The 17,815-nt window shown below is 42.6% G+C and carries 19 protein-coding genes; all 19 read right to left on the reverse strand.

The genetic code is table 11. From position 1 onward, the window contains the following. Positions 1-10: 10 nt before the first annotated feature. The gene (gene fliE, locus SB658_RS06630) at positions 11-331 is read right to left on the reverse strand and encodes a flagellar hook-basal body complex protein FliE (RefSeq protein WP_003238544.1); all 321 of its coding nucleotides are present in this window, start codon (positions 329-331) and stop codon (positions 11-13) included. Positions 332-341: 10 nt separating this feature from the next. Then, positions 342-794 (reverse strand): flagellar basal body rod protein FlgC, encoded by a 453-nt coding sequence (gene flgC, locus SB658_RS06635; protein WP_003245521.1) that lies wholly within the window; start codon positions 792-794, stop codon positions 342-344. Next, entirely contained in the window at positions 794-1,183 is a 390-nt protein-coding gene (flgB, locus tag SB658_RS06640) for a flagellar basal body rod protein FlgB (RefSeq protein WP_144500773.1), read from the reverse strand. Before flgB ends, flgC begins: the two co-directional genes overlap by 1 nt. A gap of 379 nt (positions 1,184-1,562) precedes the next feature. After that, positions 1,563-2,342, reverse strand: a complete 780-nt coding sequence (gene codY / locus SB658_RS06645; RefSeq protein ID WP_003220850.1) for a GTP-sensing pleiotropic transcriptional regulator CodY — start codon at positions 2,340-2,342, stop codon at positions 1,563-1,565. Positions 2,343-2,381: 39 nt separating this feature from the next. Continuing rightward, positions 2,382-3,785: an ATP-dependent protease ATPase subunit HslU gene (hslU, locus tag SB658_RS06650; protein ID WP_003245556.1), complete on the reverse strand. Its 1,404-nt coding sequence runs from the start codon at positions 3,783-3,785 to the stop codon at positions 2,382-2,384. Between the two features lie 16 nt (positions 3,786-3,801). Further along, positions 3,802-4,347, reverse strand: a complete 546-nt coding sequence (gene clpQ, locus SB658_RS06655; RefSeq protein WP_003238555.1) for an ATP-dependent protease subunit ClpQ — start codon at positions 4,345-4,347, stop codon at positions 3,802-3,804. A gap of 12 nt (positions 4,348-4,359) precedes the next feature. Then, a complete protein-coding gene (xerC, locus tag SB658_RS06660) occupies positions 4,360-5,274 on the reverse strand; it encodes a tyrosine recombinase XerC (protein ID WP_410601378.1) in 915 nt (304 codons plus the stop codon). A 67-nt stretch (positions 5,275-5,341) separates the two neighbouring features. Then, positions 5,342-6,649 carry an FADH(2)-oxidizing methylenetetrahydrofolate--tRNA-(uracil(54)-C(5))-methyltransferase TrmFO gene (gene trmFO, locus SB658_RS06665; protein ID WP_003244725.1) on the reverse strand — a complete coding sequence of 436 codons (1,308 nt, stop codon included), beginning with the start codon at positions 6,647-6,649 and terminating at the stop codon, positions 5,342-5,344. A 75-nt stretch (positions 6,650-6,724) separates the two neighbouring features. Then, complete coding sequence (gene topA / locus SB658_RS06670; RefSeq protein WP_038428950.1) at positions 6,725-8,800, reverse strand: type I DNA topoisomerase; 2,076 nt, start codon at positions 8,798-8,800, stop codon at positions 6,725-6,727. Between the two features lie 187 nt (positions 8,801-8,987). Continuing rightward, entirely contained in the window at positions 8,988-9,881 is an 894-nt protein-coding gene (gene dprA, locus SB658_RS06675; protein WP_003245871.1) for a DNA-processing protein DprA, read from the reverse strand. A gap of 60 nt (positions 9,882-9,941) precedes the next feature. Next, positions 9,942-10,844: a succinate--CoA ligase subunit alpha gene (sucD, locus tag SB658_RS06680; RefSeq protein WP_003238566.1), complete on the reverse strand. Its 903-nt coding sequence runs from the start codon at positions 10,842-10,844 to the stop codon at positions 9,942-9,944. A gap of 28 nt (positions 10,845-10,872) precedes the next feature. Beyond that, a complete protein-coding gene (gene sucC / locus SB658_RS06685; RefSeq protein WP_003244732.1) occupies positions 10,873-12,030 on the reverse strand; it encodes an ADP-forming succinate--CoA ligase subunit beta in 1,158 nt (385 codons plus the stop codon). A gap of 172 nt (positions 12,031-12,202) precedes the next feature. Continuing rightward, positions 12,203-12,484, reverse strand: a complete 282-nt coding sequence (locus tag SB658_RS06690) for a FlhB-like flagellar biosynthesis protein (RefSeq protein WP_003232001.1) — start codon at positions 12,482-12,484, stop codon at positions 12,203-12,205. Further along, positions 12,481-14,211, reverse strand: coding sequence for a hypothetical protein (locus SB658_RS06695; protein WP_410601381.1), 1,731 nt, complete (start codon positions 14,209-14,211; stop codon positions 12,481-12,483). Before SB658_RS06695 ends, SB658_RS06690 begins: the two co-directional genes overlap by 4 nt. A 31-nt stretch (positions 14,212-14,242) precedes the next feature. Then, the gene (gene rnhB / locus SB658_RS06700; protein WP_003232005.1) at positions 14,243-15,010 is read right to left on the reverse strand and encodes a ribonuclease HII; all 768 of its coding nucleotides are present in this window, start codon (positions 15,008-15,010) and stop codon (positions 14,243-14,245) included. A gap of 70 nt (positions 15,011-15,080) precedes the next feature. Continuing rightward, complete coding sequence (ylqF, locus tag SB658_RS06705; RefSeq protein ID WP_003232007.1) at positions 15,081-15,929, reverse strand: ribosome biogenesis GTPase YlqF; 849 nt, start codon at positions 15,927-15,929, stop codon at positions 15,081-15,083. A 142-nt stretch (positions 15,930-16,071) separates the two neighbouring features. Next, on the reverse strand, positions 16,072-16,419 hold the full coding sequence (gene rplS, locus SB658_RS06710; RefSeq protein ID WP_003220825.1) for a 50S ribosomal protein L19: 348 nt from the start codon (positions 16,417-16,419) through the stop codon (positions 16,072-16,074). 139 nt (positions 16,420-16,558) lie between these two features. Then, positions 16,559-17,290: a tRNA (guanosine(37)-N1)-methyltransferase TrmD gene (trmD, locus tag SB658_RS06715; RefSeq protein ID WP_003232011.1), complete on the reverse strand. Its 732-nt coding sequence runs from the start codon at positions 17,288-17,290 to the stop codon at positions 16,559-16,561. Beyond that, entirely contained in the window at positions 17,287-17,811 is a 525-nt protein-coding gene (gene rimM / locus SB658_RS06720; protein ID WP_003232013.1) for a ribosome maturation factor RimM, read from the reverse strand. Before rimM ends, trmD begins: the two co-directional genes overlap by 4 nt. Positions 17,812-17,815: the final 4 nt, after the last annotated feature.

A 17,815-nucleotide genomic window follows, 5' to 3' on the forward strand; every position in this document is an offset into this window, starting at 1 on the left:
GTCAGACCCCCTACATTTGCATTCTCATAATCTCCTGATAAGCTTCCACAGCTTTATTGCGGAACTCTGTTGCTGCAGTTAGAGAGATGCTGGCTTTTTGAGCAGCGATCATGACCTCATCAAGATTTACATCTTTTCCTGCAGCCAAGGCATTAGTCATGTTGTCAGAAGCTACTTGGGACTCATTTAACGAACTAATAGAGTTTTTTAAAAGCTCCGAAAAGCTTGTTTGATTTGAAGAATCTGTTTTTTGGCTATTGTTTACTTGATTTGTTGCATTTTGAGTGTTTTGAGTATTTTGAACCTGAAAAGGAGAAATTGCATTAATCACATTCATTCACCTACTTTCCGATTTCTAACGCCTTCATCAGCATTCCCTTTGTGGCATTCATCGCCGTGACATTCGCCTCGTATGATCTGGTGCTGCTGACAAGATCAACCATTTCCTTTAATGGATCAACATTAGGCTTTTGTACATATCCTTCAGCGTTTGCATCAGGGTCTGTCGGATCATAGACAAGATTAAAATCCGAATCATCCTCCGTAATTTTTGAAACCTTCACACCGTTTCCAGCATTCCCGCTTCCGCTCATTTGAGAATTGAGAATGGAAGAGAACGATTCACCTTTTGACTGAAGGGAGACCATTTTTCTTCTGTAAGGCACCCACTCTCCATTCACCTGCTTAGCTCTTGTCGTATCCATATTTGCTAAGTTAGATGATACAACGTCCATTCTGACTCGCTGAGCTGTTAAAGCCGATGCTGAAACATTTAAGCTATGAAAAGCTGTCATCATTTTCCTCCTGTTAATACGGTCTTCAGCGAATTAAATTTACCGTTCATTCTTTCAACCAAAGCTTGATAGTTGATTTGATTTTGCGCCAATTCTGTCATCTCTTTGTCAACATCAACATTGTTTCCGTTTTGCTGATACGATGTATCTCCTCTCGCAACAATTGAATAATTCGAATCAGTATTAGAAAAATCAACATGACGATAGTCTGTTTTTATCGCTTCAAGACGCGAGGATTCTTGATCTAATAAATTTTGGAAAGAGACTTTTTTCGCCTTATAGTTCGGTGTATCTATATTGGCGATATTATTAGTTATGACTTTTTGCTTAATATCCGCTCTACTCAAGGCATTTTCAAGATTTTGTATCGTTCCAGAAAATAAGCTCAAATCCACTTACCTCCATTTCAGTTTTTTTCACCCTCAATATCCTTGTCGAGAATTGTAAAACTATATGCTTATTGTAAGAAATAACAGGCATAAAGTCTATGAAGTTCGTGTAAAAAAATGTCCTCACAATTATCTATTTTGCAACTAGGTATAAAGTCCTAGATTGTTAGAACTACATTTCTCGCCTTGATATAAGCCTGAAAATAACAGAATTTCTGTTTTTTCTCCTTTCTTTTCGGCATTTTTGAAACTTTTTGAAGAAAAATGCAAAATTTATTAAAAGTATTACATAGAAAGACTTTCAACCCAGGAAATAAAGCTTATTGATTTCCTTTATTTGAAATAAAAAAAGAACCCTCAAAAAGGGTTCTTTTTGTGATTAATGAGATTTTAGATTTTCTAATTCAATTAGGAATTTGTTGTTTAGTACCTTGATATAAGTACCTTTCATTCCTAATGATCTAGACTCGATAACACCGGCGCTCTCCAGCTTTCTGAGTGCGTTCACAATAACAGAACGGGTAATGCCTACACGGTCAGCAATTTTACTTGCAACAAGAAGACCTTCGTTTCCGTCAAGCTCCTCAAAAATGTGCTCAATTGCTTCAAGCTCACTGTAAGAAAGCGAGCTGATAGCCATTTGTACGACAGCTTTGCTTCTTGCTTCCTCTTCAATTTCTTCTGCTTTTTCTCTTAGGATTTCCATTCCGACAACTGTTGCGCCGTATTCAGCTAGAATTAAGTCATCGTCATTGAATTGATCTTGTAAACGTGAAAGAATAAGTGTTCCTAATCTTTCCCCGCCTCCGATGATCGGCACAATTGTTGTTAAACCAGCTTGAAACAGGTCTCTGTTCTCAACAGGGAAAGCAGTATATTCACTATTAATATCCAAGTTAGAAGATGTTTCAGGGACATTAAACAGATTTTTCGTATATTCTTCAGGGAATTGACGATCCTCAAGCATTTTTTTCATACGATCATTTTCAATTTGCTGGTTAATAGAATACCCAAGGAGTTTCCCTCTGCGGCTTACAACGAAAATATTGGAATCAATTACATCCCGCAGCGTCTCCGCCATTTCCTTGAAGTTTACCGGTTTCCCTGCCGCAGCTTGCAGCATGGAGTTAATAATTCTTGTTTTTTGTAATAAAGCCATGATAAATAATCCTCCTAAACATTCCTCATATTAAATTTTTCACAATATAAATTGACTTAAATCTTTGTTTTTGGCTATCGTTCCGAGCTTTTCTTCGACATACTGTGGTGTAATCGTTATTTTCTCCATCGTTACATCTGGAGCTTCAAACGACAAATCTTCTAATAGGCGTTCAAGTATTGTATGAAGGCGTCTCGCACCGATATTATCTGTGTCCTGGTTCACATGATAAGCAACTTCAGCAATCTTATGAATAGCTTCGTCAGAAAATTCAAGAGATATACCTTCTGTCTGCAATAATGCCTGATATTGTTTCAGCAGCGCATTATCCGGCTCAACCAAAATTCTCACGAAGTCGTCTACCGTGAGTTTGTTCAGTTCTACACGAATCGGGAAACGCCCCTGCAGCTCAGGAATCAAATCAGACGGTTTGGCCATATGAAACGCTCCTGCTGCAATAAATAATACATGGTCTGTTTTTACAGAACCATATTTTGTGACAACGGTTGAACCCTCAACAATCGGCAGGATATCCCGCTGAACGCCTTCTCTTGAAACATCGGCAGAAGAAGATGCACCGCCGTTCTTTGCGATTTTATCAATCTCATCAATAAAGATAATCCCGCTCTCTTCTGCTCTCTGAACAGCTTCCTGGCCGACTTCATCCATATCGATGAGTTTGCTTGCTTCTTCATTCGTCAGGACTTTTCTGGCTTCTCTGACTGTCATTTTGCGCCGCTTCTTTTTCTTTGGCATTAATCCGCTCAGCGCATCCTGCATGTTCATACCCATCTGCTCCATACCTGAGCCCTGCAGCATGTCAAACATAGAAGGCTGCTGTTCTTCGACTTCTACTGTTACATAGTAGTCTTCGAGCTCTCCTAAAGCCAGCTGATGTGCCATTCGTTTTCTTTTTTCTTCGATGTTTGCTTCTTCCTGGCTCTCCGCCTCATCTTCACCATTCGGCTGGCTGCCTCCAAAAAACATTTCAAACGGATTTTTAACGCCAGATTGTTTTTTCTTCCCGGGAACTAACAGACGAACAATGCGTTTGTTTGCATTTTCTTCTGCCTGTTCCTTTACTTCATTCATTTTCTCTTCTTTTATAAGCCGAACAGAAGTCTCCACAAGATCTCTGACCATTGATTCAACATCTCTGCCTACATAGCCGACTTCGGTAAATTTAGTAGCTTCAATTTTGATAAATGGCGCACCTGAAAGCTTAGCGATTCGTCTGGCAATTTCAGTTTTCCCGACGCCGGTAGGACCCATCATTAAAATGTTTTTCGGAACGACCTCGTCCTTCAGCTTTTCATCCAGAAGACTTCTTCTATAGCGGTTTCTTAATGCCACGGCGACAGCTTTTTTCGCATTTTGCTGACCGACAATATATTGGTCTAACCGATCTACAATCTGTCTAGGAGTTAACGGTTTTTTTTCCATGCGCCTCAAGTCCTTTCTATTCAAGCTCTTCCAGTATGATTTGATCGTTCGTGTAAACACAAATTTCGCCTGCTGTTTCTAACGCGGCTCTGGCAATCTCACTTGCAGACATGCTTTCACCGGCATGCTTTTTCAGTGCTCTTCCCGCTGCCAAAGCGTAATTGCCTCCTGATCCAATCGCGAGAATGCCGTCATCTGGTTCGATCACCTCGCCTGTTCCCGATACGAGAAGCAAAGTATCCTGATTCATAACAATCAGCATGGCTTCGAGCTTTCTTAGCACTTTATCACTGCGCCATTCCTTCGCAAGCTCAACAGCCGCCCGTTTTAAGTTGCCGTTATATTCTTCAAGCTTAGCTTCAAACTTTTCGAATAAAGTGAAAGCGTCTGCAACAGATCCCGCAAAGCCAGCAAGAACTTTGCCGTTAAACAGTTTTCTCACTTTCCGTGCCGTGTGTTTCATGACAACAGCCTGACCAAATGTTACTTGGCCGTCTCCGGACATAGCGCTTCGTCCTTTATGCTGTACGGCAAATATTGTGGTCGCATGAAAAGATGACATAAAGGGCCTCCTTTAATTTTTCTTAAATGCTCTTGGATGGTGAGACATATATGTGTTTCTCAACATTTCCTTCGAAACGTGCGTGTATATCTGTGTAGAAGACAGATTGGAATGCCCGAGCAGTTCTTGAACGCTTCTCAAATCCGCTCCTTCATTTAACAGATGCGTGGCGAACGTATGTCGAAGCATATGCGGATGGATATGTAAAGTGCTTGACGCTTTTTGAACAAGCCCGCTTAAAATATGTCTGATGCCACGGGCTGTAAGCGGTCCGCCTCTTTGATTTACGAATAATAGATCATGAGGTTCTTTTGCCTTCATCAGCAAGCACTGTCTTCCGCTATTCATGTATACCTTCAACGCTTCGCGGGCATAAGACCCAAAGGGGATATAACGCTGCTTCTTGCCTTTACCGTGAACAAGCACAGTGTCCATAAATAAATCAACGTCGTTAATAGTTAAGGAACAGCATTCACTGACCCTCATTCCAGTGGCATAGAGCAGCTCTAACAGAGCTTGATCCCTCATTCCGGCCGGCTGGCTTATATCTGAAACTTCAAACAGCTCCTCAAGCTCTTTTTGATATAGAAACTTCGGTATCCGTTTCTCCTGTTTTGGCAGATGAACAAGCTGAAACGGATTTTCTTCAATAAGCTTTTCCCGCATCAGAAACTTATAAAAGCTTCTTAATGCAGATATCTTTTTGCTTATTGTTCTTCTCGATAAACCTTTTTCATAGGCTTCTGTCAAAAAAATCCTAGTATCTTGATATGCAGCTTCTTCAAATCCATTTATACCTTGAACGCGCAGGAAAGTCTCGAATTCTTCAATTGAATCCACATAATTCACAATAGTATATTGTGAATAATTTTTTTCAATTTGTAAATATTCAACGAATAACTTTACGAAATTCTTAACATTCTCCATGCCTAATACCTCCCCAGGAAGGGCTTTTAAATGGTATCACAAATCGCGCTCAGGTTGCAATCAATACCTATATTGTTTTCGAAATTGTTTGAATTGTTTCAATCGCACGGTTCGCGTATTGTTCATTTCGTTCTTTTTTATTTTTAATTTTAACTGGCAATTCTTTCAAAAGCCCAAAGTTTGCATTCATCGGCTGGAAGTTCTTCTGGTTTGTTGTTGTAATATAATGTGCCATACTGCCAATTGCTGTTTCCTGAGGGAAGATCACAAGCTCTTCTCCCAATACAAGCTTCGCCGCATTAATGCCTGCTACAAGTCCTGAGGCAGCTGATTCCACATATCCTTCTACTCCCGTCATTTGGCCTGCAAAGAACAGATCACTGCGGTTTTTAAATTGATAAGTCGGCTTTAACAGGCTTGGAGAGTTAATAAATGTGTTTCTGTGCATCACGCCATATCTGACGATTTCTACATTTTCAAGTCCTGGAATCAACTTGAGAACTTCCTTTTGGTCTCCCCATTTTAAATGAGTCTGGAATCCTACAATATTATAAAGTGTTCCCGCAGCATCATCCTGTCTGAGCTGAACGACGGCATAAGGGCGTTTTCCTGTAACAGGATGCTCTAGACCAACCGGTTTCATCGGACCGAAAAGCATTGTTTTCTTACCCCGTTTTGCCATAACTTCAATCGGCATGCAGCCTTCAAAGAAAATCTCTTTTTCAAATTCTTTTAACGGCACTGTTTCTGCTGATGTTAATGCTTCATGAAAACGGTCAAACTCTTCTTCTGTCATCGGGCAGTTCAAATATGCTGCTTCACCTTTATCATAACGGGATTTTAGGTACACTTTATCCATATCAAGGCTGTCTTTTTCTACAATTGGCGCCGCTGCGTCATAAAAATATAAATAGTCCTCTCCAGTCAGCTCCTTCAGCTGGGCAGACAGCGATTCAGATGTTAACGGACCCGTTGCGATGATAGTAGGGCCTTCAGGAATTTCAGTCACTTCTTCATTAATAACGGTTACGTTTGGATGATTTTTCACCCGATTTGTCACACTTGCGGCAAATTCATGACGGTCTACTGCAAGAGCGCCCCCGGCAGGCACCGAACATTCGTCAGCCGCAGCGATAATGGCTGAATCAAGCGCACGCATTTCTTCCTTTAATACACCGACAGCGTTAGCAAGTGTATTAGAGCGAAGAGAGTTGCTGCAGACAAGCTCAGCAAATTTATCTGTATGGTGCGCAGGCGTTTGTTTAACTGGCCGCATTTCATACAATTTGACTTGAATCCCACGTTTGGCAAGCTGCCATGCTGCTTCACTTCCTGCGAGTCCGGCTCCGATTACATTCACTGTTTGTTGGTTCATCTTTCACATCTCCTAGTTTATTATTCAAGGCCTTCTTTTAACACACAAAGAAGGTGAGCAAGACCCTGCTCACCGCTACTTCTGTGGTTCTTCCTTATAATCGCATTCCACGCATTGGACTTGTATACCTTTTTTGAGTTTTTTCTCGACGAGCATTTTTTCGCATTTCGGGCATTTTCGTTCAATTGGTTTGTCCCATGATACGAATTCACAGTCCGGATAACGGTCACAGCCGTAAAACACCCGTTTCTTTTTCGATTTTCGCTCAACAATGTTTCCTTCTCCGCAGCTCGGGCACTTCACACCAATTTGTTTCACAATCGGTTTCGTGTTCCGGCAGTCAGGGAAGTTGGAGCAAGCTAAGAATTTACCGTACCGTCCCATTTTATATACCATTGGAGAACTGCACAATTCACAATCTTCTCCAGCATACTCTGGTTCAATCTCAACTTCCTTCATTTCCGATTCGGCTTTTTTCACGCGTTTTTCAAAATCGGTGTAGAAATTATCGATAATCTTGACCCATTCGGTATTTCCTTCTTCAACATGATCAAGATCTCTCTCCATTTTAGCTGTAAACTCAACGTTAATGATCTCAGGGAAAAACTCCATGATCAAGTCAAGAACGATCTGACCTAATTCAGTCGGAACGAAACGTTTATTATCCAATGCCACGTAGCCGCGCCGCTGAATAGTATCAAGTGTCGGAGCATATGTGGATGGACGGCCGATACCGCGTTCTTCAAGGGTTTTAACAAGCCGGGCCTCAGTATATCGCGGAGGCGGCTGGGTAAAATGCTGCTCAGGTTCTATATCTTTTGATAATACCGTGTCGCCTTCTTGTAAGTCAGGCAGCATCCGGTCTTTTTCTTCCATTTGATCGTCTTTTCCTTCAACATACACCTTCATAAACCCGGAAAACTTGACTTTACTTCCATTTGCACGAAATGTCAAACCGTTGTTTGTCAGGTCGACACTCATTGTATCGAGAACAGCCGGTGCCATTTGGCTGGCAACAAAACGCTCCCAAATTAATTTATACAGTCTCATTTGGTCTCTGCCGAGGACTGCTTTTAATTCACTTGGTTTTCTAAGAACTGATGTCGGCCGAATTGCTTCGTGGGCATCCTGGGCATTTTCATTCTTTTTCGCAGGCTTCCGTTTTCCGCCTAGGAACTCTTTTCCATATGTCTGATCAATAAATGCAGCTGCTTCATCAACAGCCGTATTTGAAATACGGGTTGAATCCGTTCTCATATACGTGATCAGACCAACCGTTCCTTCTCTTCCTAAATCAATTCCTTCATATAATTGCTGTGCAATCATCATCGTTTTCTTCGCTCTGAAATTGAGCTTGCGAGCCGCTTCCTGCTGCAGGGTAGAAGTGGTAAAAGGCAAAGCAGGATTACGTTTGCGTTCCTTTTTGGTTACTTTTTCAACTGTATATTGATTCCCTTTGAGCTGAGAAAGAATCTCTTTTACATCAGCTTCACTATTTAAAGGAAGTTTTTTGCCGTTTTTCCCGAAAAAGCTCGCTTCAAAGGTTTCTTGACCTTTTAAGAACGTACCGTCAATTGTCCAATATTCCTCAGGCTTAAAGTCGTTAATCTCTTTTTCACGGTCAATAATCAAACGGAGGGCAACGGATTGCACGCGTCCTGCGCTAAGCCCTTTTTTGACTTTTTTCCATAAGATTGGACTGATTTTATATCCGACAAGCCTGTCTAAAATACGTCTCGCTTGCTGTGCATCCACTAAATCCATATTGATCATGCGGGGATGCTTAAACGATTCCTTAATAGCGTCTTTTGTAATTTCGTTAAACACCACACGGCAGTCTGAGTTGAGATCTAAATCAAGACTGTGTGCCAAATGCCATGCAATCGCTTCCCCTTCTCTGTCGGGGTCAGCTGCGAGATACACTTTTTTGGCTTTTTTCGCAGCCGTTTTCAGCTCTTTTAATACCGGGCCTTTACCTCGAATGGTAATATATTTCGGTTCAAAATTCTGTTCTATGTCAACTCCCATTTGACTTTTTGGAAGATCCCGGACATGTCCCATTGATGCTTTTACTTTATATTTTTTACCTAAGTAACGTTCAATCGTTTTCGCCTTAGCGGGCGATTCCACGATGACTAGATAATCAGACATTTTCATCCCCCTCAAGAGGTGTTCTCTCTCTTTTCAAGATATTTCAATTTTATTTTTGCAGCTGTCTTTATTTGGCTTTCAACATTTCATTCTTTATCATGAACGTCATTAATTAAATAGAAAACAATATGCAACTTTAAATCCTCACTATTATTAAATATTACAATACCGTTTGTCAAACGATAATTCAAAAGGGTTCCGTATATTGAACGTTTCTCTCAGGAAGTTCCTCGAAAATATCCTCTGCTGACCATATGGCTTTAGCCCCCTGCTGGATCAGTTTTATAGGACCTCCGGCGTAAGGGTCAAACAATGAACCGGGTACGGCAAATACCTCTCTCCCTTGTTCCAATGCTTGATAGGCAGTAATCAGCGAACCGCTTTTTTCTTTGCCCTGAACGACAATAACGCCTTCACTTAGTCCGCTGATAATACGGTTTCTCATAGGGAAATGCCATTTTTGGGGTTTAGTTTCAGGTGGGTGCTCTGACAGCAGGATATGGTGTTTAGCCATGTGATCTGCTAACTGAAGGTTTTCTCGGGGATAAATGTGTTGAAATCCGCCTGCAATGACGCCAATTGTCCGCCCCTTCGCCTTAATACTTGCAGCATGGGACATTCCGTCTATCCCAGACGCCAGTCCGCTGACAATCACCCAACCTTTACGACAGATCTCTTTTGTAAGATGATTGACAACTTGTTTCCCATAAGCTGTTGGATTTCTTGTGCCTACAATTCCAATTTTTCTCCCTTTCGAAAGAAGAGTCATATCACCTTTTGCAAACAGTACGGCAGGGGGATCATAAATGCTTTTAAGCCAGAAAGGATATTGCTTTGAAGAAATAGGGATGGTGTTAATGCCTTGCTCACGATAAGCAGCAAGTACACGCGGGAGCTTTGGATAAAATTGTTCTATTTCGTTTTTTAATGCAGCTGCTTTTATTTGATCACGAGTAACCGTTTGTAACACGGGTGATGTCAGCGACATAGACGGATCGGCTTTCCACCATTTTAATAGAAGGGATGGGGATAATAATTGATTGATTCTGCAAATCGTTAGGCAGACAGCGGCCTGATCCAATAGATTGACCTCCTTTTGTTAGAAAAAGCAGGAACAGCCTTGACGGCTGTCCCTTTTTTATTAATGCGTTTTACAAGTTTCGAACAAGTTCTTCTCTTTCAGCACCTTGATTAAGGTTTCACCCATGACAGAAGGTGTCTCTGCAACTTCGATTCCGCATGCATTAAGGGTTTTGATTTTTTCATCAGCTGTCCCTTTCCCGCCGGAAATAATGGCGCCTGCATGCCCCATGCGCTTCCCAGGAGGTGCTGTTTTACCGCCAATAAAACCGACTACCGGTTTTGTCATGTTGGCTTTTACCCACTCTGCCGCTTCCTCTTCGGCCGTACCGCCGATTTCGCCAATCATGATGACTGCGTGTGTGTCAGGATCTTCGTTAAACGCTTTTAAAACGTCAATAAAGTTTGTTCCATTTACAGGGTCGCCGCCGATTCCAACAGCTGTAGATTGCCCTACACCCGCTTCTGAGAGCTGGTGCACCGCTTCGTATGTTAATGTTCCTGAACGTGATACAACGCCTACATGACCCTTTTTATGGATGTATCCGGGCATAATGCCGATTTTACATTCTTCAGGCGTAATGACACCAGGACAGTTCGGCCCTATCAGTCTCGTTTTCTTGCCTTCCATGAAGCGTTTGACCTTCACCATATCCAAAACCGGGATATGTTCTGTGATACAAATCACGAGATCAAGCTCCGCATCTACCGCTTCCATAATCGCATCAGCTGCAAACGGTGCGGGCACATATATAACAGACGCGTTAGCGCCGGTTGTTTGAACTGCTTCAGCCACTGTATTAAATACAGGAACACCTTCCGCTTCTGTTCCGCCTTTTCCAGGTGTTACACCGCCAACGATATTTGTGCCGTATTCAAGCATCTGCTTCGTATGAAATAAAGCGGTAGAACCTGTAATCCCTTGCACAATAACTCTTGTATCTTTATTAATGAAAACACTCATTATTTGGTCCCCTGCCTTTCATTCTTTCTTAAACTAAGGATACGATTTTCTGCGCGCCGTCAGCCATTGATTCCGCAGATGTAATGTTTAATCCTGATTCACTAAGGATTTTCTTCCCTAGATCCACGTTTGTGCCTTCAAGACGGACGACAAGCGGCAATGTCAAACCAACTTGTCTAGTCGCTTCAACAACCCCTTCTGCGATGACATCACATTTCATAATGCCGCCGAAAATGTTGACAAAAATCCCTTTAACGTTTTGATCAGAAAGAATGATTTTAAATGCTTCCGTGACTTTTTCAGCGGTTGCACCGCCGCCCACATCAAGGAAGTTGGCCGGTTCTCCTCCATAATGCTTGATAATATCCATCGTAGACATTGCAAGTCCCGCGCCGTTTACCATACAGCCGATATTTCCATCAAGGGAAATGTAGCTTAGATCATATTTGGACGCTTCAATTTCTTTCGGATCTTCTTCATCCAAATCTCTGTATTCCATAATGTCCTTTTGTCGGTACAACGCATTGCTGTCAAAATTCAATTTTGCATCAAGCGCCATCACATTTCCGTCGCCGGTAACAACAAGCGGATTGATTTCGGCGATTGAGCAGTCTTTCTCAACAAACGCTTTATATAGTCCAAGCATAAATTTAGCAGCTTTTCCCACGAGCTCTTTTGGAATATTAATAGCGAATGCAATTTCTCTGGCTTGATAGCCTTGAAGGCCAACAGCCGGATCAATGACAGCTTTTTTGATTTTTTCCGGTGTTTTCTCCGCAACCTCTTCAATTTCCGTTCCGCCTTCTTCAGAAGCCATCAAAACGATTCTTGAAGTGGCGCGGTCAAGCACTAGACCGATGTAATATTCTTTTTTAATATCGCAGCCTTCTTCAATAAGTAAGCGTTTTATTACTTGGCCGTCCGGACCCGTCTGATGTGTAACTAGGGTCTTCCCTAATAGTTCTTCGGCATACGCTTTTACTTCGTCTAATGATTTTGCTATTTTTACCCCACCAGCTTTGCCTCGACCGCCAGCATGAATTTGAGCCTTTACGACATAAACCGAGCTGGATAAGCTCTTTGCACTCTCAACTGCTTCTTCTGCTGTAAAAGCCACTTTACCTTCAGGAACAGATACCCCATATTTTCTGAGGACTTCTTTTCCCTGGTACTCATGGATATTCATTTCCCATCCTCCTAACTTATGTAACAAAACTAAAATAGACTGCGCTTTCATTCTATAATAATACTGGAAGAATTGTCTACAGTTCGATGCAAAATCTTTTAATCCTTCTAAACATTCAAACTTTTACTTTATTAAAAACATAAATTTCAAAGGAGGATGGGGAATATTTTAGCTATTTTTTGTTTTTTACGCTTTCGTCCAATTTGTAAATGAATGAAAAAATCTCGGCTACCGTTTCATAAAGAGCTTCAGGAATTTGATCATCTACCGTCAAATGGCGCATTAATTCGACAAGGGTCCGATCTTCTTGAATCGGGACCCCTGCTTTTTTCGCTTCTTTGATAATGTTGTCAGCTACATGGCCCTTCCCTGTGGCAATCACTCTCGGCGCCTTGTCTTTTTGTTCGTCATAATGGAGAGCAACAGCTTTTCTGATCGGTGTCTGCTCTTTCATATTTTCACATCCACTTCCTGATCACTGATACTTGTTATATATTGATCGATTGAAGCCTTTTCTTCGGTGTGAACCCTTTTTTTAGCGTTTACCCCTGAAAGGCTGTACCCCATTTCCTTTAGCCCCTGTTTAAGCGCGGGCACCATCGGATCGATCGCAGCCTGCAGCTCGAAATCAGTCTCTATTGTAATGGTCATGACTTTTTGTTGTACCAAGCAATCAACGACGGTTTCTTTTAGTGTATCAAGCTGCAGCAAAAACAAAAGGCGGCAATGGGAAGGATCAAGCTTTCCATCCGCTTCTTTCTTTCCTTTAAACAGAACAGTCATGTCCTGAACCCCTGACTTCGAAAACATCGGAAATGACATTACAATTTGGCTGTATGATGGATGGTCCTGCTGCATGAAAAGCTGGCCATTTAATTTATGAAAAAGCTGATCGGCTTCTTGTTTGACTGGTTCGGCTACCTCATGCGATGCTCTTAAGGCAGAAAGAGCCAGCTTGATGGATTGCATTTCGCCAGATGTGACTGCGCTTCCTTGTTCAAACGCTTTAATGAACCCAACCTCGTCCCTTGCGCCGATTGCCGTTTTCACTTTGGATAAGAAAGAAAGAACATCTGCCTTATCCGCCAAATGGGGTGCTGTCTGCTGAACAGCCTTTAAAAAGACTTCGGCTTCCTGGTCTGTGACTTGTGCCGCTTGTAAAACAGCTGAAGCTGCAAGTGACTTACTATCACCCGATGAAGCAGCCGCTTTAATCCAATTTGCTGCTTCTTTCACAATTTGGAGACTGTTTTTTTCAGCAGATTCCGTCAGCTTCACGAGCAGCTGGCGGGCTTCTTTAATTGGAATGTCTGCTGCTGTTTTAACAGGCTCTTCTTGTATGCTTCCCTGTTCTGCTGTGTGATTTGCAATCGGCAGGCTGGCTTTTCCGGGGGAGCCAGCTGGTGTGCTAAGCTCCCTACTTCCAGCTGTATTCGTCGGAGAAGGTGCTTTCGTATTGTCGGTTAAAGAAATAAGCTTATCAATCAGCCGTTCTGCATGGACATCGATTTCACTATTTAAAAGCACCTTAACTGCTTCCTTTAGCTTTGACATCATTTGGCTCTGCTGAGGGTTTTGGTCGATTGCCTGTAGCAGCTGGGATACGTGCTGATGCAACGGAACAGGCGATTTCACAGCGTGAACACCATTCAAAATCTCGGAGTGAATGGGAAGATCACGCTTTAAAGCGAAGAGAACCGTTTCAACTGCTTTTTTTGTGTCTTGCGAAGGCAGCGTGTCCATCCAGCGGACAGCTGTTTTGATATCATTTTCTGTTACGGGTGTTTTGCTTTTCAGCATCGCTCCTGTCATCATGAGAGCTGCGTTTGACGTCTTCACTGAAATAGCATTTAAAAGTTTGCCAGCTGCATCCTGAATGGTTTTAGGATTTTGATCAAAGCTTTGAACGACCTGAAGACGGCCTGTTTGCTCTGCCGTTTTTTTTTCGTAGGAAAACCAATAGTATGCCTGAGGACGAAGCTGAGTTTCAAGTTTTCCCTGAACAGTTTGATTGCCGACTTGGATCAGGGCATGCTGATCTCCTAGTAAACGAAGCACTTTTCCTAAGAGGAGACGCTTCTCCCCGTTTAGCGCTTCGTTTACTTTTGATGTTTCCTGCGGGACGGCTGTACGCCCGAAAAGGTGCTGCAGCGCCTTTTGCACATCATTTCGTATGTTCATTTTAAAAAGGTGCCTCCTTGTCCATGGTGATTTATCTGAAAGATTGAACAGGAGCGAAAGTTTTGCGGTGCAATTCAGTTGGGCCGTATGCAGCAAGAGCTTCCAAATGTTCTTTTGTCCCATAGCCTTTATTTTTTTCAAAGCCGTACACGGGATACGTTTCGGCATAAGCGCTCATCATTCGGTCCCTCGTCACTTTTGCGATACACGCACCTGCCGCAATAGACACGCTTTTGGCATCGCCTTTTATAATTGACGCCTGAGCCGTGTCGAGCGGAAGTGTCATTGCGTCAACAAGCAAATAATCAGGTGTATCCGACAAATCCTGTATCGCTTTCACCATTGCCATTTTTGAAGCTTCATATATATTGATCTCATCAATCACAGTAGCTTCTACAATTCCTATCCCGACCGCCAGTGCTTCCTTCATAATAAGCTCGTAATATTCCTCGCGTTTTTTCTCTGAAAGCTTTTTGGAGTCTGTCAGCCCAAGTATTTCACATTCCTCTGGAAGGATGACTGCGCTGGCGACAACTGGTCCTGCCAATGGCCCCCGGCCGACCTCGTCAACACCTGCAATCAAGCGAAATCCCTTGTTTCTTGCCAGCCTTTCATAGGAAGTCATATTCACCCATTGTTCTTTCAGCGCTTTTTCTTTCGCTTGCTTTTTAAGCCATTGCTCTACAAGCGTTTGAACGCTTTTTCTCGGGTCGTTTTCGCACTGGGCAATAAATGGGTCTTGTGCATCCTTCACTTCCTGCAAACGGTCTTTAATGTCCTTTACGGTTAATGTATTCACTTTCTCTTCTCCCTTACTGTATGTATCGGTTCAGCCAAGAAAAAATAAAGACCCGCATTTCTGCGCGCCTTTACATCGTCGGCTGTTCAAATGACAGCCTGCCGAACTTTTCAGTGCGAATATCGCGAATGATGACTTCAGTCGTCTTATCGTAGTTGATGAGCCCACCGCTCATGAGACAGCCTCGCTTTTCACCTATTGCATCAAACAGCTCGGCAATGTCCTCTGGGATCTCATCAAGGCCATAACGCTCTTTAAGCCGTTCTGGGTAATGTTCTTCGAGAAAACGAAGACCAAACACGGCCACGTCCTGCAAATTGATAATCGAGTCTTTAATAGCCCCGGTGACTGCCAGTCTCAAACCGACAAGCTCATCCTCAAATTTAGGCCACAAAATTCCCGGTGTATCTAATAGCTCTAATTCTTTCCCAACTTTGACCCACTGTTGAGAAGTCGTAATACCAGGTCTGTCTCCCGTTTTTGCTATGTTTTTCTTTGCAAGCCGGTTGATGAGCGTTGATTTTCCGACGTTTGGAATGCCGATAATCAAAGCGCGAATCGCTCTCGGCTTCACACCTTTCGCACGCATCCGGTCAAATTTTTCTTGGAGGATCTCTTTTGATGCAGGCACAATTTGATTTAACCCTTGTCCATTTACAGAATTAATAGACAGAGAGCGGATCCCCTGCTTCTCAAAGTGCTCTTTCCACTGCTGTGTAACTGCCGCATCTGCTTTGTCAGCCTTGTTTAACAGCATAATTCGCGGCTTGTTTTTTAGAATATCTTCAATCATTGGGTTTCTTGATGACATTGGAATTCTGGCATCTACCAATTCATATACGATATCGATTAATTTTAATTTTTCGGTTACTTCCCTTCTTGCTTTTGCCATATGGCCCGGGAACCATTGAATTGTCATGTGACACGAACACCGCCTTTATCTTCAGTATGCATGATTCATTGTTGTCCTTTATGTATTTTACGATGCCTGTCCGGCATTTTCAAATTCTGTATAAAAAAAGAGCTTGTTACAGGTAACAAGCTCTTTTCGTTCGTTATCATTATCGTCTGATCTCTTTAATACGAGCCGCTTTTCCGCGAAGTTCACGCAGGTAGTAAAGTTTAGCACGGCGTACTTTACCGTAACGTACAACTTCGATTTTCGCGATTTTTGGTGTGTGTACTGGGAAAGTACGTTCAACGCCAACACCGTAAGAAATCTTACGAACTGTGAACGTTTCGCTGATTCCACCACCACGACGCTTAATCACAACACCTTCAAAGATCTGGATACGCTCACGGTTACCCTCAACAACTTTAACGTGTACACGTAAAGTGTCACCAGGACGGAACGCAGGAAGATCAGTACGAAGCTGTTCTTTTGTGATATCTTCAATTAGTTTTTGCATCGTTTTCAACTCCTTCCAACAGATGCTCTTGGCCACAAAAACCGGCACAGCGGAACATCGTTTTCAAGCTTGCAGCGGATAAGCCCGCTTAAGCCACAAGTAGTATCTTATCACAATTTCATAGCCTATGCAATAAAATCTATTCTTTTTCCCATTCAGAAATCCACTTTCTTTGCTGCTCTGTAAGCGGGTAGTCTTTCAACAGATCCGGACGTCTTAGGTAGGTCCTTCTGATCGATTCTTTATTCCGCCATTCTTCAATTTTTGCATGGTTTCCTGACAAGAGTGTTTCAGGCACTTTTAAACCTTTGTAATCTGCCGGTCTTGTATAATGCGGGTGCTCTAAAAGTCCGGTGCTGAAGGAATCCTCAATATGGGAAGCCTCTTTACCCAGTACACCCGGAAGCAGTCTGACCACACTGTCTGCGATCATCATTGCAGGGAGCTCACCGCCCGTCAGAACAAAGTCGCCAATTGATATTTCATCCGTTACCAAGTGCTCGCGAATGCGTTCATCATAGCCTTCATAGTGGCCGCAAATGAACAGCAAATGCTCTTCCTTAGCTAATTGCTCGGCTTTTTTTTGGGTAAAACGCTCACCTTGCGGGCATACGAGGATAATACGCGGAGCAGCGGCTGCCTTTGATGTCAGGTCCTCGACCGCGTCAAAAACAGGCTGGGGCTTGAGAACCATGCCTGCCCCTCCGCCATAAGGATAATCATCAACAGTATTGTGCTTGTTATCAGAGTACTCCCGGAAATTTACGACTTGAAACTGCACCGCATCTTTTTCCTGGGCTTTTTGAAGAATCGATGAGCCGAGCACGCCTTCAAACATTTCGGGAAACAGCGTCAAAAAGTCGATTTTCATTCGTCTATTAACCCTTCCATCAGTTCAATCTCAATTTTCTTTTCCCTGACATCGATATGTTTGACCACTGATTCAATGTAAGGAATGAGTGCGTCTTTTTTTCCTTTTCTTCCGATGACCCAAACGTCATTGGCTCCAGGCGTCAAAATTTCTTTGACCTTTCCGATGAGTTCGCCTTCTTCAGTAAATACTTCACACCCAATAATTTCGTGGAAATAAAATTCACCCTCATTCAGCTCTCCTAATTCTTCTTCAGGAACTTTAATGATTGCGTTTTTCAGCTCTTCTACTTCATTTAGGTTTTGTCTTTCTTTAAACTGCAGGAGATGAAATTGCTTATGCAGTCTATGTGTGTTTACCGTTACCTCCACTGGTTCGTTACGGCCGTCCATAAACAAATACAGCGTGTTTCCCGGCTTGTATCGTTCTTCGGCAAAATCTGTTTTTGAAATCACCCGCACTTCGCCTTTGATTCCGTGGGTATTTACGATTTTGCCTACATTAAACCATCGCTTTGTCATATGA

Origin of the sequence: Bacillus sp. SIMBA_008, from assembly GCF_046535495.1 — a bacterium.
GTDB lineage: Bacteria > Bacillota > Bacilli > Bacillales > Bacillaceae > Bacillus > Bacillus subtilis.

Coding starts and splice junctions, on each gene's coding strand:
- flgC (WP_003245521.1), bottom strand. CDS start 794: ATGACAGCTTTTCATAGCTTAAATGTTTCAGCATCGGCTTTAACAGCT.
- codY (WP_003220850.1), bottom strand. CDS start 2,342: ATGGCTTTATTACAAAAAACAAGAATTATTAACTCCATGCTGCAAGCT.
- hslU (WP_003245556.1), bottom strand. CDS start 3,785: ATGGAAAAAAAACCGTTAACTCCTAGACAGATTGTAGATCGGTTAGAC.
- clpQ (WP_003238555.1), bottom strand. CDS start 4,347: ATGTCATCTTTTCATGCGACCACAATATTTGCCGTACAGCATAAAGGA.
- xerC (WP_410601378.1), bottom strand. CDS start 5,274: ATGGAGAATGTTAAGAATTTCGTAAAGTTATTCGTTGAATATTTACAA.
- trmFO (WP_003244725.1), bottom strand. CDS start 6,649: ATGAACCAACAAACAGTGAATGTAATCGGAGCCGGACTCGCAGGAAGT.
- topA (WP_038428950.1), bottom strand. CDS start 8,800: ATGTCTGATTATCTAGTCATCGTGGAATCGCCCGCTAAGGCGAAAACG.
- sucD (WP_003238566.1), bottom strand. CDS start 10,844: ATGAGTGTTTTCATTAATAAAGATACAAGAGTTATTGTGCAAGGGATT.
- sucC (WP_003244732.1), bottom strand. CDS start 12,030: ATGAATATCCATGAGTACCAGGGAAAAGAAGTCCTCAGAAAATATGGG.
- SB658_RS06690 (WP_003232001.1), bottom strand. CDS start 12,484: ATGAAAGAGCAGACACCGATCAGAAAAGCTGTTGCTCTCCATTATGAC.
- SB658_RS06695 (WP_410601381.1), bottom strand. CDS start 14,211: ATGAACATACGAAATGATGTGCAAAAGGCGCTGCAGCACCTTTTCGGG.
- ylqF (WP_003232007.1), bottom strand. CDS start 15,929: ATGACAATTCAATGGTTCCCGGGCCATATGGCAAAAGCAAGAAGGGAA.
- rplS (WP_003220825.1), bottom strand. CDS start 16,419: ATGCAAAAACTAATTGAAGATATCACAAAAGAACAGCTTCGTACTGAT.
- trmD (WP_003232011.1), bottom strand. CDS start 17,290: ATGAAAATCGACTTTTTGACGCTGTTTCCCGAAATGTTTGAAGGCGTG.
- rimM (WP_003232013.1), bottom strand. CDS start 17,811: ATGACAAAGCGATGGTTTAATGTAGGCAAAATCGTAAATACCCACGGA.